Below are 14216 nucleotides of genomic sequence, written 5' to 3'. Positions count from 1 at the left end.
GGCTCGGCGTCGATCCCCTTCCACCGAGCCCGCCGGTCCACCACCGTTAGGGTTGTCCCGTGGGTCGACTGGTGGTCATCGAAGGGCTCGACGGCGCGGGCAAGCGCACGCTGGCCAAGGGGCTGACGGCGGAGCTGGGCGCGAAGGGCGCGAGTGTCGCGTCGCTGGCGTTCCCGCGGTACGGCGAGAGCGTGCACGCCGACCTCGTCCGCGAGGCGCTGCACCGCGGGCACGGTGACCTCGCCGACTCCGTGTACGGCATGGCCATGCTCTACGCGCTGGACCGTAGCGGCGCGGCGGACGAGATCCGCGCGCTGGGGGAGACGCACGACGTCGTCCTGCTCGACCGGTACGTCGCTTCCAACGCCGCGTACGCGGCCGCGCGCCTGCGGCAGGACGCCTTCGGCGAAGTCGTGAAGTGGGTGTGGGAGCTGGAGGTCGACCGCTTCGGCCTGCCCCGCCCGGACGCGCACCTGCTGCTGCGCGTCGCCCCGGCGGTCGCGGCCGAGCGCGCCGAACGCCGTGCGGAGACCGACTCCGGCCGGGAGCGCGACGCCTTCGAGACCGACGACGGCCTGCAGCAGCGGTGCGCCGCCGTCTACGACGAACTCGCCGCGTCGGGCTGGCTGGCGCCGTGGCACGTCCTGGACGGTGTCGCGGGCGTCGACCTCGAGGCGCTGGCGGCGACGCTGCTAGGGCAGTAGCCGCGCCGGGTCGAACTGCGCGATCGGGTGCGCCGTGGCGCCGTCGACCACCAGATCGGCGAGGATTTCCCCGATCACCGGGGCGAACTTGAAGCCGTGCCCGGAGAACCCGCACGCGAGCACCACCCGGTCCTCGGCCGGGTGCGGCGCGAGCACGAAGCTTTCGTCGGCCGTGTCGGTGTACATGCACGTCGCCGCCCGGAGGAACGCTCCCGGCAGCGTCGGCAGGTGCCGCTTCACCACGGCCGCGATCTCGTGGACCTCGTCGCCCGACACCGCGCGGTCGATGCCGTCGGGCGTGCACGTCCGGCCGCCGCCGTGGAACGCGACCTTCACCCCGTCCGCGGGCGCGTTGTGCGCCGGGAAGCCGTAGAACGTGTAGCCGTCGCCTTCCCAGATGTAGACGGGGTGGTCCCGGAACGGCGCGATCCCGCCGGAGGGCGCGAACCAGTACTGCACCTGCCGCCGGACCGTGAAGGCGACGCCGAAGCCGCGCAGCAGTTCGGCCGCCCACGCGCCGGGGCACAGCACCAGGCGGTCGGCCGTGTAGTAGCTGTGCGACGTCCCGATGCGCACGCCACCGGTCGTGCTGCTCCAGGTGAACACCTTTTCTTCGTGGTGCAGTTCGGCGCCGCAGCGCGCGGCGAGCTGCAGGTGTGCGGCGACGCAGCCTTCGGGGGACACCAACCCGGCGCCCGGCTCGTACAGCGCGACTTCGTCCGGAGCCGCCGCCATCGTCGGGAACCGCCGCCGGATTTCCCGCGCGTCGAGCAGTTCGTGCGGGATGCCGAAGGCCCGGGCCGACGCCGTGCTGCCGGTGATCGTCCGCGAGTCCGCCGTGCCGACCATGATCCCGCCGCAGCGGGTGAACAGCCGCCGTCCGCTGTCGCGCTCGAGGCCCTCCCACAGTTCGTGGGCCCGCAGCAGCAGCGGCACGTACTCGGGGCCTTCGAGGTAGGCCTGGCGGGTGATCCGCGAACCGCCGTGGCTCGACCCGCGGTTGTGCACCGGCGCGAACTGGTCGACGCCGAGCACCCGCTGCCCGCGCTGCGCGAGCCGGTACGCCGCGGCGCTGCCCATCCCGCCGAGGCCGACGACGATCACGTCGTAGTGCGTCACCGGTGGGTGTCCGGTTCGGACAGTCGCCTCCGCTGCCGGGGCCGTGCTGCCATTCGCGGATCCCTCCGGGCGCGGTTGCGTCTTCAGCAACAACGTGCGTCATGCGAGACGCAGTGTCAAGCGCCCGAACCGGTGCCCTGCGGCCGGCTAGTCCCGGAAGTAGCCCAGTTGCGCGGAAAGTTCGTCCGCCGCCTCGGTCATCGGCTTCACGATCTGCTTCACCCGCTGCTTCGAAAGCCGGTACGACGGCCCGGAAGCGCTCATCGCGGCGACGACTTCCCCGCCGGGACCGTGGATCGGCACGGCGACGGCGTGCATGCCGAGTTCGAGTTCCTCGTAGCAGGCGGCGTAACCGTCTTCGACGACCCGGTGCAGCTCGGCCAGCAGCGCTTCGGGCTCGGTCGTCGTGCGCGGGGTGTACCGCTCCAGCTTCCGCTTCAGCACCCGCTTGCGCTCGGCTTCGCCCATGTGGGCCAGGAGGATCTTGCCGCTCGAGGTCGCGTGCAACGGCGTCCGCTGGCCCGTCCAGTTCTGCGTGGTGATCGCGGCCGAGCCGCGGGCCTGGCTGATGTTGATGGCGACGCCGTCGTCGGCGATCGCGATGTTCACCGTCTCGCCCAGCTCCTCGGCCAGCGCGAGGCAGCTGGCCCGGCCCAGCTTGGCGAGGTCCATGCGGCCGGTCGCGGCGCCGGCCAGCCGGACGACGCCGAAGCCGATGGCGTACTTCCCGCGTTCACCGAGCTGCTCGACCAGGCCCCGGGTCTCCAGGACGCTGAGCAGGCGCGACGCCGTCGACTTGTGGACGCCCAGTTCGCCCGCGATCTCGGTGATGCCGGTTTCGCCGTTGCGCGCGAGCAGTTCCAGCACGCTGATGGCCCGGTCGACCGATTGCACCTGGCTCTGAGTTGCGTTGCCCGGGTCCTGGTTCCGCATGGCGCAACAGTATCCGTTTCGCGGAGTTCCTATCGGCTGAGTGGGCGAATCTCTTGACGAGGACGGTGCCCGCACCGGATTGTTGCGCAACGGGCACGGAGTCGCGCAGAGCGCAACTTTCACGCACTGCCGCGGCAGCCGGCCAGCCGTTTTCCTGAACTCGCCTCGCAGGTCCGTGGAGGCCGCGCCGGGGTTCCCGCGCGGCCTCCACGGACCGTCCACCGGCACCCGGATGGAGCAGGACGGTCCGGCGATCTTGATCTTTCTGGTGGTCAAACACGCGGGTCGTGCGTGCGGGCGCCGGAACTAGTGCGAATATGTGGACATGAAGGCACGTGTTCTCGTCGTCGACGACGACCCCGCTCTCGCGGAGATGCTCACCATCGTGCTCCGTGGGGAGGGGTTCGACACGGCGGTGGTCGCCGACGGCTCACGCGCGCTGCCCGCGCTGCGCGAGCTGAAGCCGGACCTCGTCCTGCTCGACCTGATGCTGCCCGGGATGAACGGGATCGACGTCTGCAAGGCGATCCGCGCGGAGTCCGGGGTGCCGATCGTCATGCTCACCGCCAAGAGCGACACCGTCGACATCGTCCTCGGCCTGGAGTCCGGCGCCGACGACTACGTCGTCAAGCCGTTCAAGCCGAAGGAGCTGGTCGCGCGGGTGCGGGCCCGCATGCGCCGCACCGAGGCCGAGCCGGCGGAATCGCTCACCATCGGCGACCTGGCGATCGACGTGCCGGGCCACGAGGTCACGCGCGAAGGCAAGGCCATCCCGCTGACCCCGCTGGAGTTCGACCTGCTGGTGGCCCTGGCCCGCAAGCCGCGCCAGGTGTTCACCCGCGAGGTGCTGCTCGAGCAGGTGTGGGGCTACCGGCACGCGGCCGACACGCGGCTGGTGAACGTGCACGTCCAGCGCCTGCGCTCGAAGGTGGAGAAGGACCCGGAACACCCCGAGGTGGTGTTGACCGTTCGCGGCGTCGGGTACAAGGCCGGCCCGCCGTGATGCGGCAGCGACTTCGGTGACTTCCGAGACTTCGGTGAGTTCGGTGAGTTCGGTGACTTCCGAGACTTCCGCGACCGGCAGGCGGATCCCCGCGTTCGCGCGTTCGACGGCACGCCTGGTGCGGCGTGTCGTCGTTTTCGCGCGCCGTCGCGCGGTCGCGTTCAACGAGCTCTGGAAGCACTCGCTGCAGTTCCGCGTCACGGTGTCGACGCTCGCGCTGTCCTCGGCCGTGGTCTTCGTGCTGGGCATGGTGCTGCAGAACCAGATCACCGAACGGCTGCTGGACACCAAGCGCACCGCGGCGATCGCGCAGACCCGCGCGGCGGCGGAGACGGCCGCCGGTGAGCTCGTCGGGCTGGGCTCCGAGAACGACGAGGCGCTGCGGAACCGGCTCGAGAACGCGCTGAAGAAGATCGCGATCACGCCGACCAGCCAGGACGCGGCCGGCTCGGCGGCGGGCACGTTCGTCCCGGTGCTCGCCAGCGGCGGCCACGACCAGTCCGGCGCCGACCCGTCGTCCGCGGGTCCCTTCGAGAACGTGCCGCCGCGGCTGCGCCAGTTCGTCGAGGCCGACCGGACGAGCTGGCTCGAGCACACCGTCCCGGACGCGACGGGCGGGCGCACGACGTACCTGATCGTCGGCACCCCGCTCAACACCGTCGCCACCCCGCTGCAGCTGTACCTGCTGTTCCCGCTGACGACCGAGCAGACCACCGTCTCGACGGTGCAGAACACGCTGCTGGTCGGCGGGCTCGTGCTGCTGCTCCTGCTGGCGGGCATCACGAACCTGGTGACGCGGCAGGTGGTGCGGCCGGTCCGCTCGGCGGCCGCGGCGGCCGAGCAGTTCGCCGGCGGCGACCTCGACCAGCGGCTCGCCGTGCTCGGCGAGGACGACCTCGCGAAGCTCGCGGTGTCCTACAACGAGATGGCCGCGAGCATCCAGCGCCAGATCCGCCAGCTCGAGGAGTTCGGCGGGCTGCAGCGCCGGTTCACCTCCGACGTCTCGCACGAGCTGCGCACCCCGCTCACCACCGTCCGGATGGCCGCGGACGTGCTGCACGCCTCCCGCGAGCAGTTCCCGGCCGGGCTCGCGCGCTCGACCGAGCTGCTGGTCGACGAGCTCGACCGGTTCGAGGCGCTGCTCGGCGACCTGCTGGAGATCAGCAGGCTCGACGCCGGGGTGGAGGAGCTGGCCGCGGAGTACATCGACGTCCGCCCGATCGCCACCCGCGCGGTCGAGCAGGTGCGGGTGATCGCCGGCAACGCAGGCAGCTCGGTCGAGCTGGTGCTGCCCGAGGACGAGGTGATCGCCGAGGTCGACGCCCGGCGCGTCGAGCGGATCCTGCGCAACCTCCTGGCCAACGCGGTCGACCACAGCGAGGGCAAGCCGGTGGTGCTGACCGTCGGGGCGAACGAAACCGCCGTCGCGATCACGGTCCGCGACCACGGCGTCGGCCTGCGGCCCGGCGAGGCGGATCTGGTGTTCAACCGGTTCTGGCGCGCCGACCCCTCGCGCAACCGCCGCACCGGCGGCACCGGCCTCGGCCTGGCGATCAGCCAGGAGGACGCGCGGCTGCACGGCGGCGAGCTCGACGCGTGGGGCGAGCCCGGCCACGGTGCCTGTTTCCGGCTGGTGCTGCCGCGTCAGCAGGACGTGCCCGCCGGTGACCCGCCGCTGGTGCTGCCGCCGCCCGACCGCTTCGCCACCGCGGCGCCGCTCGGGGTCGTCGACGTCACGCCGGCGCCGGAGGCGATCTTCGCCGAACGTGAGGGAATCGGTCAGTGAAACGCTTCGTCCTGTCGGTTCTGTGCCTGGTGCTGCTCGCGGGCTGCGCGAACGTGCCGCTGGAGTCGCAGCCGGTGGTCGTGCCCGGCGAACGGCAGGGCCAGAGCTCCGGTGACGTCGTGCCGGAGCCACCGCCGGGGATCGACCCGCTGTCGCTGGTCCGCGCCTTCGTCGGGGCGACGCTCAAGCCGGGGCAGAACAACGCCGCCGCGCGCGCCTACCTGGACGAGCCGGGCCGGGCGAGCTGGCGGCCGAGCCGCAGCCTGACGATCATCCAGGACACCTTCGGCACGGTCTACGACACGGCCCCGCCGCCGGACCCGAACACGCAGGTCGTCAACGTGCGCGGGATCGACATCGGCACGCTGGACCAGAACAGCTCGTTCGTGCCGGACTACACCTCGGCGCTGTTGCAGGTGAAGGTGCGCAAGCAGGCGAACGGCCAGTGGCGGATCGTCGACCCGCCCGCCGACCTGTACGCGACCGAGTCCGACTTCAGCGAGAACTACACGCCGGTGCCGATCAGCTTCTACTCGGAGTCGGCGGCCACCTTCGTCCCCGACCGGCGGTACGTCGTCGCGAAGCCGCAGTCCGGGCTGCCGGGCCGGGTGATGGACCTGCTGGTCGGCGGGCCGTCACCGAGCCTGGCCGGGGCGGTGAAGAACCTGCTCGGCGAGCCCATCGAGATCGACACGAACGTCAAGAGCCTCGACGACGGGACGCTCGTGGTGCCGCTGACCGGGCTCACGGGGGTCCCGGACGACATCCGGAACCTGATCGCGGCGCAGATCGTGCTGTCCCTGCAGTACGTCACGTCCGCCCGGATCCGCATCCTCGCCGACGGCGCCCCGCTCGTGGCGAACCACTCGGACTGGCGGCTGAACGAACTGCCCGCGTACGGCGCTTCGCTGGCGATCAGCGTGGAGCTGCCGGGCCTGATGACGGTCGGCGGCCGCGTCCGGTCCCTCGGTGACGGTGCCCCGGTCCCCGGGCCGGCGGGCAACGGCGGGTACGACGTCGTGAGCGCGGCCCAGTCGATCGACGGCAAGCGCCTGGCGGTGGTGGAGCGCAGCGGCGGCGGCGTGCGCCTGCGGATCGGCGACCTCGGGCACGACCTGGCGTTGACGACCCTCGGCGGCAGTTCCCTGACCCGCCCGACGTGGCGTCCGGGCACCGGAGAGCTGTGGACGGTGGTCGACGGGCTGTCGGTGGGCCGGATGGTGCTCGACCAGAACGGCCACTGGACGGCGCTGAGCGTCAACGCGGCGGACCTGATCCAGCAGGGCGGCATCACGGAGCTGCGGTTCTCCCGCGACGGCGCCCGCATGGCGGCGGTGATCAAGGGCCAGCTGTGGGTGGCATCGGTGGTCGTCACCGGCGACTCGGTGTCCCTGCGCGAGCCGCGCCACCTCCAGCCGCACGACCTCGAAGACGTCGTCGACGTGGACTGGGTCGCCCAGGACGGCTTGGTGGCGGTGACGAAGTCCCCCTCCCAGCCGGTGGTCCGCGTGACGGTGGACGGCCAGCGCATCGACGCGTTCAACAGCAGCAACCTGACCCCGACGGTCCACGGCGTGACGGCGGCCCCCAACCGCCCGATCGTGGTGGCGGACGCGAACGGCCTGTGGACGGCCTCGGTGCTGGGCGAGGTGTGGCGGCCCCAGAGCCACACGATGAAGGACGCGGATCCCTTCTATCCGGGCTGATCTTTCACTCGGGTGAGTGACAGTCCGGGGCCGGAAACTGTCGGTGCCGGTCGTGACACTGTCCGTGTGCTGAAGAGACTGCTCGATCTGCTGATCCCCAGCCGCTGCGCCGCGTGCGGAGCGCGTGGGGAGCCGTGCTGCGTGAAGTGCGAAGGGGTGTGGGGCGCGGCCAGGGAAGTGGTGCGCGGCCCGACGGCGGGGCTGGTGCGGGTGTTCGCGCTGGCCCGGTACCGCGGGGTGGGGCGGAAGCTGCTGATCGCGTACAAGGAGCGGGGGAGGAGGGATCTGGCGCCTTCGCTGGGGAGGGCGCTGGCGGAGGCGTTGGTCGTGCTGCCGCTGGGGGCAGGCGGTGAGACGGGGGTTCCGGCTGGGTCGGGTGGCGTTGCGGCTCGGTCGGCCCGGGTCTCGACTGGGCGGGGCGGCGGCTCGGCTGGGCTCGGGGGCTTTTCGGCTCGGCCGGGCGAGACCTCGGGTGACCTGGGCGCAGCTCCGCCTGGGCTGGCCGGCGCCTCGACTGAGCGGGTTGGTGGCCCGGCTGGGCTGAGTGCCGCCCTGGCTCGGCGAGGCGAGATTTCAGGTGTCCTGAGCGCAGCTCGGCTTCAGCGGCCCAGCGCCTCGACTGAGCGGGTTGGCGACCTGACCGGGCCGAGTGCCGCCCTGGCCTGGCAAGGCGAGATCTCGAGTGTCCCGGGCGCAGCTCGGCCTCAGTCGCCCGCAGCCTCGACCGCCCCAACCAGCCCGCCGACCCAGCCCGGCGCACCCCTCTTGACCACCCCAAGGCCCGCCCCGGCTGCACCGCCGCCCCGCGCGTCGCCCGCAGCCCGAGCCATCTGCCTCGTCCCCGCCCCCAGCCGCCCGGCGGCCGCGCGTGTTCGCGGCGGCCCGCACGTCGAGCGGCTCGCCCACGCGGCGGCGAGCGTCCTCGCGGCCCGAGGCATCGAAGTCACGGTCGCCCCGGCGCTGGAACTCGCCGGCGCAGCCCGCGACGCCGTCGGACTCGGCCGCGAGCAGCGCATCGCCAACCTGGCGGGCCGCCTGAAGTTCCGGGAAGCCGGACGGCCCCCGCCCGGCCTCCCCATCGTCGTCCTCGACGACGTGATCACGACCGGCGCCACTGCGGCCGCCTGCACCCGAGCCCTGACGGCGGAGGGCTTTGCGGTCTCCGCCGTCCTGACCCTCCTGACCGCCGGCTGACCGGCCGGCCCTGCCCGCGAAAGGATCTTCTCCGGCAAGCGCGCAAAAACGGTGGTACCGGTTCCGTGCCCGCGCCACGAGCAACCAGCCACAATTCCGGCCCCAGCCAACACTTCCGCAGCTCAAACCCCGAAAACGCCAGTTCTCGCGCCCGGGTGAACCGAACGTCACCTGGACGAGTGACAACGAGCGGGAACGGGAACGGATCGGCGCCCGTTGTCCGGGCATGAGGGTGCCGATCACGATCACTCGGCTGCCGCGCCACTCCACCGAGGTGGCGGCTGTGGGAAACCGGGCTGTCACCCTCGGCGTCCACTGTCGATCGACGCTGCGCCTTCCGTGTGAAAGCACGGCGACCGGGGCGCGTCCGACCAGCGGGTGTTTTGCGGTGCCCGCTCCGCGATCACTGCGCGGGGTGACCGGGTCCCATCCCCTGACATCCCCCGGCTCGGGGGCTGTTGTAACGGGCGTGAGGAAGCTAACGTGCTCCGCAATCAGCAATCCCCGCAGGCAGGGAGGTGACGAGCCCATGTCCCTGGCGCCGGAGGTGCGCTGAGTCCGCGCTCGGTCACCGGAACGAGACGTCGTCCACCGTTCCCGAGTTCCTTCTCAGCCCGCGATCCGGGCTTACGTCCCCGCAATACCGGCGCCGTGTGTGAACACAACAGCTCGCAGTCATCTCAGCGAGGGAGGTCGTGTATGGACATCGTCGTTAAGGGCCGCAACGTGGAGGTGCCCGACCACTATCGGGCGCTCGTCAGCGAAAAGCTGGCCCGCCTCGAGCGCTATGACAGGAAAGTCATCCGGTACGACGTGGAACTGTTCCACGAACCCAACCGGCGCCAGGCCAAGAGCTGCCAGCGCGTCGAAATCACCGGAAAGGGGCGAGGCCCGGCCGTACGCGCTGAAGCGTGTGCCGCCGACTTCTACGCGGCGCTCGATTCCGCAGTCACCAAGCTGGAAAACCGGCTGCGGAGGACACACGACCGGAGGCGCGTGCACTACGGCCGCAGCCGCCCGGAATCGGTCGCCGAAGCGACCTCGGCACTGCCGGGTGGTGGATCCCCGGCCGCAGCCAGTCCCGCCGCGCGTACCGCGGTGTTGGACGCACCCGAAGCCGAGCCGCAGACGAACGGCTTCGCGAGTGCCGAAGAATTCCACCTGCCCCAGCAGCAGAGCTGGGCCGACGACGACCTGGGTCACCAGCCCGGCCGCGTCGTTCGCGAGAAGCAGCACACCGCGGAGCCCATGACGGTGGACCAGGCTCTCTACGAGATGGAGCTGGTCGGCCACGACTTCTACCTCTTCAACGACTCCGACGCGGGCCGGCCCAGCGTGGTCTACCGGCGGAAAGGCTTCGACTACGGCGTGATCCGGCTCGGCTGAGCCGGGCATCCGAGGAGGCCAGACGGAGGGTCCGCACGCGCTCGCGTGCGGGCCCTCCGCATGTCAGGACGTACGGCGTGTGCACACGACGGCCACCGTTCCCTACGATGGGGGTGGGAAGGTGGCGCCGAACACGGCCGCCACCTCGGGAGAACCTGCCTGGGACCGGCCTGGGCGCACTCATGATCAGCTAGTGAGGTCGACCGGATGGTGCTGAACCGCCTGCTCCGCGCGGGCGAGGGCAAGATGGTGAAGCGGCTGCGCAACATCGCCGATCACATCAACACCCTCGAAGACGACGTCAAGGACCTGACCGACGCCGAGCTGCGGGCCAAGACCGAAGAGTTCCGCAAGCGGAACGGCGAGGGCGAATCGCTCGACGACCTGCTGCCGGAGGCGTTCGCCGTCGTCCGGGAGGCGGCCAAGCGGGTGCTGGGCCAGCGCCACTTCGACGTCCAGCTGATGGGCGGCGCGGCGCTGCACCTCGGCCAGGTCGCCGAGATGAAGACCGGTGAGGGCAAGACGCTCACCTGCGTCCTCCCGGCCTACCTCAACGCCATCCCCGGCAAGGGCGTCCACGTCGTCACGACGAACGACTACCTCGCCAAGCGCGACTCGGAGTGGATGGGCCGCATCCACCGCTTCCTCGGCCTCGAGGTCGGCGTCATCCTCTCGGAGCAGCAGCCGGACGTGCGGCGCTCCCACTACAACGCCGACATCACCTACGGCACGAACAACGAGTTCGGCTTCGACTACCTGCGCGACAACATGGCGTGGAGCCTCGACGACTGCGTGCAGCGCGGGCACAACTTCGCCATCGTCGACGAGGTGGACTCGATCCTCATCGACGAGGCCCGGACGCCGCTGATCATCTCCGGCCCGGCCGACCAGTCCTCGCGCTGGTACGTCGAGTTCGCCCGGCTCGCGCCGCTGATGCAGGGCATCGACACCACCACGATGGGGTCGCGGGAGCGCGTCGAGAAGACGAACCTGATCAACTCGAAGTACCACTACGAGGTCGACGTCCGGAAGCGCACGGTCGCCGTCACGGAGAAGGGCGTCCGGTTCGTCGAGGACCAGCTCGGCATCGACAACCTGTACGAGGCCGCGAACACCCCGCTGGTCGGGTACCTGAACAACGCGCTCAAGGTGAAGGAACTCTTCCACCGCGACAAGGACTACATCGTCCGCAACGGCGAAGTCATGATCGTCGACGAGTTCACCGGGCGCATCCTGCACGGCCGCCGCTACAACGAGGGCATGCACCAGGCGATCGAGGCCAAGGAAAAGGTCGAGATCAAGGCCGAGAACCAGACCCTGGCGACGATCACGCTGCAGAACTACTTCCGCCTCTACGACAAGCTGGCCGGCATGACCGGTACGGCCGAGACCGAGGCCGCGGAGTTCCACCAGACCTACAAGCTGGGTGTGGTGCCGATCCCGACGAACCGGCCGATGATCCGCCAGGACCAGCCGGACCTGATCTACAAGACCGAGCAGGCCAAGTTCGAGGCCGTCGCCGAGGACATCGCCGAGCGGCACGAAAAGGGCCAGCCGGTGCTGGTCGGCACGACGAGCGTCGAGAAGTCCGAGCACCTGTCGAAGCTGCTGGTGAAGCTGAGCGTCCCGCACGAGGTGCTGAACGCGAAGCACCACGACCGCGAGGCGCTGATCGTCGCGCGCGCCGGCCAGAAGGGCGCCGTCACGGTCGCCACGAACATGGCCGGCCGCGGTACCGACATCGTGCTCGGCGGCAACCCCGACCTGATCGCCGACCAGGTGCTGCGCGAGCGCGGCCTGGACCCGGTCGAGCACTCCGAGGAGTACGAGGCCGCCTGGCCCGAGGTCCTCGAGCAGGTCAAGGCGGAGTCGAAGGCCGAGGGCGAGGAGGTCCGCGAAGCGGGCGGCCTGTACGTCCTGGGCACCGAGCGGCACGAGTCGCGCCGCATCGACAACCAGCTCCGCGGCCGGTCCGGCCGTCAGGGCGACCCGGGCGAGTCCCGCTTCTACCTGTCGCTCGGCGACGAGCTCATGCGCCGCTTCAACGCGACGATGGTCGAGCGCGTCATGACGACCATGCGCCTGCCCGACGACGTGCCGATCGAGCACAAGATGGTCTCCAAGGCCATCAAGAGCGCGCAGACCCAGGTCGAGCAGATCAACATGGAGCAGCGCAAGGACGTCCTCAAGTACGACGAGGTCATGAACGAGCAGCGCAAGGTGATCTACGCCGAGCGCCACCGCGTCCTGGCCGGGGAGAACCTGCGCGACCAGATCGAGGGCATGCTCGTCGACGTCGTCAACGCCTACGTGGACGGCGCGACGGCCAACGGCTACGCCGAGGACTGGGACCACGAGAAGCTGTGGTCGGCGCTGAAGCAGCTCTACCCGGTGAGCATCGAGTGGGACGACCTCATGGAGGACGGCGACCTCGACGAGAGCACGCTGCGCGAGGCGCTGGTCCAGGACGCCCGCAACGCCTACGACAAGCGCGAAGCGGAGATCAACGCGCTCGTCGGCCCGGAGGGCATGCGGACCCTGGAGCACCAGGTGATGCTGACGGTCCTCGACCGCAAGTGGCGCGAGCACCTGTACGAGATGGACTACCTCAAGCAGGGCATCGGCATGCGGGCGCTGGCGCAGCGCGACCCGCTGATCGAGTACCAGCGCGAGGGCTTCGACATGTTCCGCGCGATGCTCGACTCGCTGAAGGAGGAGGCCGTCGGCTTCCTGTTCAACCTGCAGGTCGAGCGCGCCGAAGCACCGCCCGCGGAGGGCGCGGCCGCCGTGCCGACGGGGGTGGCTTCGGGCAACGGCCAGCCCGCGGCGCCCGCGGAGGGCCGGCACGCGCGCCCGGCGCCGCCGCAGCCGCCGACCACCGACTCCGAGTCCGTCCCGGCCGCGCTGCGCGGCAAGGGCCTCGGCGCCGGTGGCCCGCAGTCGGGCATGATGCTGTCCGGTCCGGGCGAGGACGGCGAGGTCGAGGCGCACGTCGAGGGTGGGGCGCAGGCCGCGGGCGGCGGGGCCGGCGGTACCCGCCGCGACCGTCGTGCCGCGCAGCGCGACGCCGCCAAGAAGGGCAAGAAGGGCCCGCGTCGCTGACGCGGGTGTGACCGGGGCGCGCGGCTGGACCGCGCGCCCCGGTGTCATGAACGGGGGATGGTTTCAGTGACGTCGGTGGATCCGCAGGAGTTCTTCGCGCTGTTCGGCGCCGAGCGGCGGCCGGACCCGTACCCGCACTACCGGCGGTGGCGCGAGCGCTGGCCGGTGGCGGCCCTCGCGGAGCGGATGTTCGTGGTCAGCGGTCTGGCCGAGGCCACGCAGGTGCTGCGCGACCCGGCGTTCGGCCACCCGGAACCGGAGTACCTGGATCCGGCGGACCGCCTCCCGGACCAGCCGGTCGACGAATCGGGACGCGTGGTCCGGGCGTTCCTGTCGCTGAACCCGCCGGACCACACGCGGCTGCGGCGGCTGGTGTCGAAGGCGTTCACGCCGCGGATGGTCGAGCAGCTCGCGCCGCGCATCGAGGAGATCGCCGCCGCGCTCGTCGACCGCGCGCCGGACCGGTTCGATGTGATGACGGCGCTCGCGAAGCCGTTGCCGGTCGAGGTGATCGCCGAGCTCCTCGGCGTGCCGCTGGACGACCGCGAGCGCTTCGCGGAGTGGTCGCACGCGATGGCGCGGGCACTGGACCCGCCGTTCCTGCAGCACCCGGAGACGGTTGAACCGGCGATCCGGGCGCGGCAGTCGTTCGTGGCCTACTTCCGCGAGCTGGCGGCCCGGCGGCGCCGCGAGCCGGGTGACGACCTGTTGTCGGCGCTGGTCGCGGTGTCCGACGCGGGCGACGTGCTGAGCGAGGGCGAGCTGCTGGTGACGCTCACGCTCCTGCTCATCGCCGGCCACGAGACGACGACGAACCTGATCGGCAACGGCACCCTGGCGCTCCTGCGCGGCCCGGACGGCCTGAAGCCACTGGGCGCGGACGGCGAGAACGCGGCGCGGGTGGTGGAGGAGGTGCTGCGCTACGACTCACCGGTCCAGCTGACGGCCCGCACAGCCTTGCGCGACACGGCGCTGGGCGAGCTGGCGGTGCCGTCGGGCAGCCAGGTGATCGTGGTGCTCGGAGCGGCCAATCGCGACCCGGCGGCGGGCCCGGCCCCGGAGACGTTCGACCCGGCCCGTGAGCCGGGCCGCCACCTGGCGTTCGGCCAGGGCATCCACTTCTGCCTGGGCGCACCGCTGGCGAGGCTGGAGGCCCGGATCGCGTTCCGCGAACTGGCCCGCCGCCGCCCGGAGCTGGCCCTGGCGGGAACCCCGGAGTGGAACCCGACGACCACGCTGCGCGGCTTGTCGACGCTCCCGGTCGCCAGCGGCAGTTAGCCCCG

The 14216-nt window shown here is 71.3% G+C and carries 10 protein-coding genes; 8 read left to right on the top strand and 2 right to left on the bottom strand.

Annotated features, from left to right (window positions below; genetic code table 11):
- The first annotated feature begins 71 nt into the window (after positions 1-71).
- Positions 72-704 (top strand): dTMP kinase, encoded by a 633-nt coding sequence (locus ACLJOU_RS31825; RefSeq protein ID WP_410572945.1) that lies wholly within the window; start codon positions 72-74, stop codon positions 702-704.
- Here ACLJOU_RS31825 and solA read toward each other — a convergent pair.
- Together solA and ACLJOU_RS31815 are read right to left on the bottom strand one after the other, a co-directional pair.
- Positions 693-1823, bottom strand: coding sequence for an N-methyl-L-tryptophan oxidase (gene solA, locus ACLJOU_RS31820; protein ID WP_410572569.1), 1131 nt, complete (start codon positions 1821-1823; stop codon positions 693-695). The two genes, ACLJOU_RS31825 and solA, sit on opposite strands and share 12 nt — an antisense overlap.
- A 147-nt stretch (positions 1824-1970) precedes the next feature.
- Positions 1971-2756, bottom strand: coding sequence for an IclR family transcriptional regulator (locus tag ACLJOU_RS31815; RefSeq protein WP_410572567.1), 786 nt, complete (start codon positions 2754-2756; stop codon positions 1971-1973).
- Between the two features lie 325 nt (positions 2757-3081).
- Here ACLJOU_RS31815 and mtrA point away from each other — a divergent pair, with 325 nt between their 5' ends.
- The 7 genes from mtrA (at position 3082) to ACLJOU_RS31780 (ending at position 14211) form a co-directional block, all read left to right on the top strand.
- Positions 3082-3759, top strand: a complete 678-nt coding sequence (gene mtrA, locus ACLJOU_RS31810) for an MtrAB system response regulator MtrA (protein ID WP_005150760.1) — start codon at positions 3082-3084, stop codon at positions 3757-3759.
- A gap of 52 nt (positions 3760-3811) precedes the next feature.
- A complete protein-coding gene (mtrB, locus tag ACLJOU_RS31805) occupies positions 3812-5545 on the top strand; it encodes an MtrAB system histidine kinase MtrB (protein ID WP_410572563.1) in 1734 nt (577 codons plus the stop codon).
- Positions 5542-7251 (top strand): LpqB family beta-propeller domain-containing protein, encoded by a 1710-nt coding sequence (locus ACLJOU_RS31800; RefSeq protein ID WP_410572561.1) that lies wholly within the window; start codon positions 5542-5544, stop codon positions 7249-7251. Before mtrB ends, ACLJOU_RS31800 begins: the two co-directional genes overlap by 4 nt.
- A gap of 765 nt (positions 7252-8016) precedes the next feature.
- Positions 8017-8445, top strand: coding sequence for a hypothetical protein (locus ACLJOU_RS31795; RefSeq protein WP_410572559.1), 429 nt, complete (start codon positions 8017-8019; stop codon positions 8443-8445).
- 699 nt (positions 8446-9144) lie between these two features.
- A complete protein-coding gene (hpf, locus tag ACLJOU_RS31790) occupies positions 9145-9831 on the top strand; it encodes a ribosome hibernation-promoting factor, HPF/YfiA family (RefSeq protein ID WP_003085632.1) in 687 nt (228 codons plus the stop codon).
- Positions 9832-10038: 207 nt separating this feature from the next.
- Positions 10039-12933, top strand: a complete 2895-nt coding sequence (gene secA, locus ACLJOU_RS31785; RefSeq protein WP_410572557.1) for a preprotein translocase subunit SecA — start codon at positions 10039-10041, stop codon at positions 12931-12933.
- A gap of 66 nt (positions 12934-12999) precedes the next feature.
- On the top strand, positions 13000-14211 hold the full coding sequence (locus ACLJOU_RS31780) for a cytochrome P450 (RefSeq protein WP_410572943.1): 1212 nt from the start codon (positions 13000-13002) through the stop codon (positions 14209-14211).
- Positions 14212-14216: the final 5 nt, after the last annotated feature.

Origin of the sequence: Amycolatopsis sp. cmx-4-61 (genome assembly GCF_046548775.1) — a bacterium.
In the GTDB taxonomy this organism is placed as follows: Bacteria; Actinomycetota; Actinomycetes; order Mycobacteriales; family Pseudonocardiaceae; genus Amycolatopsis.
This window is presented reverse-complemented; position numbering and strand designations above follow the sequence as displayed.

Coding starts and splice junctions, on each gene's coding strand:
- ACLJOU_RS31815 (WP_410572567.1), bottom strand. CDS start 2,756: ATGCGGAACCAGGACCCGGGCAACGCAACTCAGAGCCAGGTGCAATCG.
- mtrA (WP_005150760.1), top strand. CDS start 3,082: ATGAAGGCACGTGTTCTCGTCGTCGACGACGACCCCGCTCTCGCGGAG.
- hpf (WP_003085632.1), top strand. CDS start 9,145: ATGGACATCGTCGTTAAGGGCCGCAACGTGGAGGTGCCCGACCACTAT.
- secA (WP_410572557.1), top strand. CDS start 10,039: ATGGTGCTGAACCGCCTGCTCCGCGCGGGCGAGGGCAAGATGGTGAAG.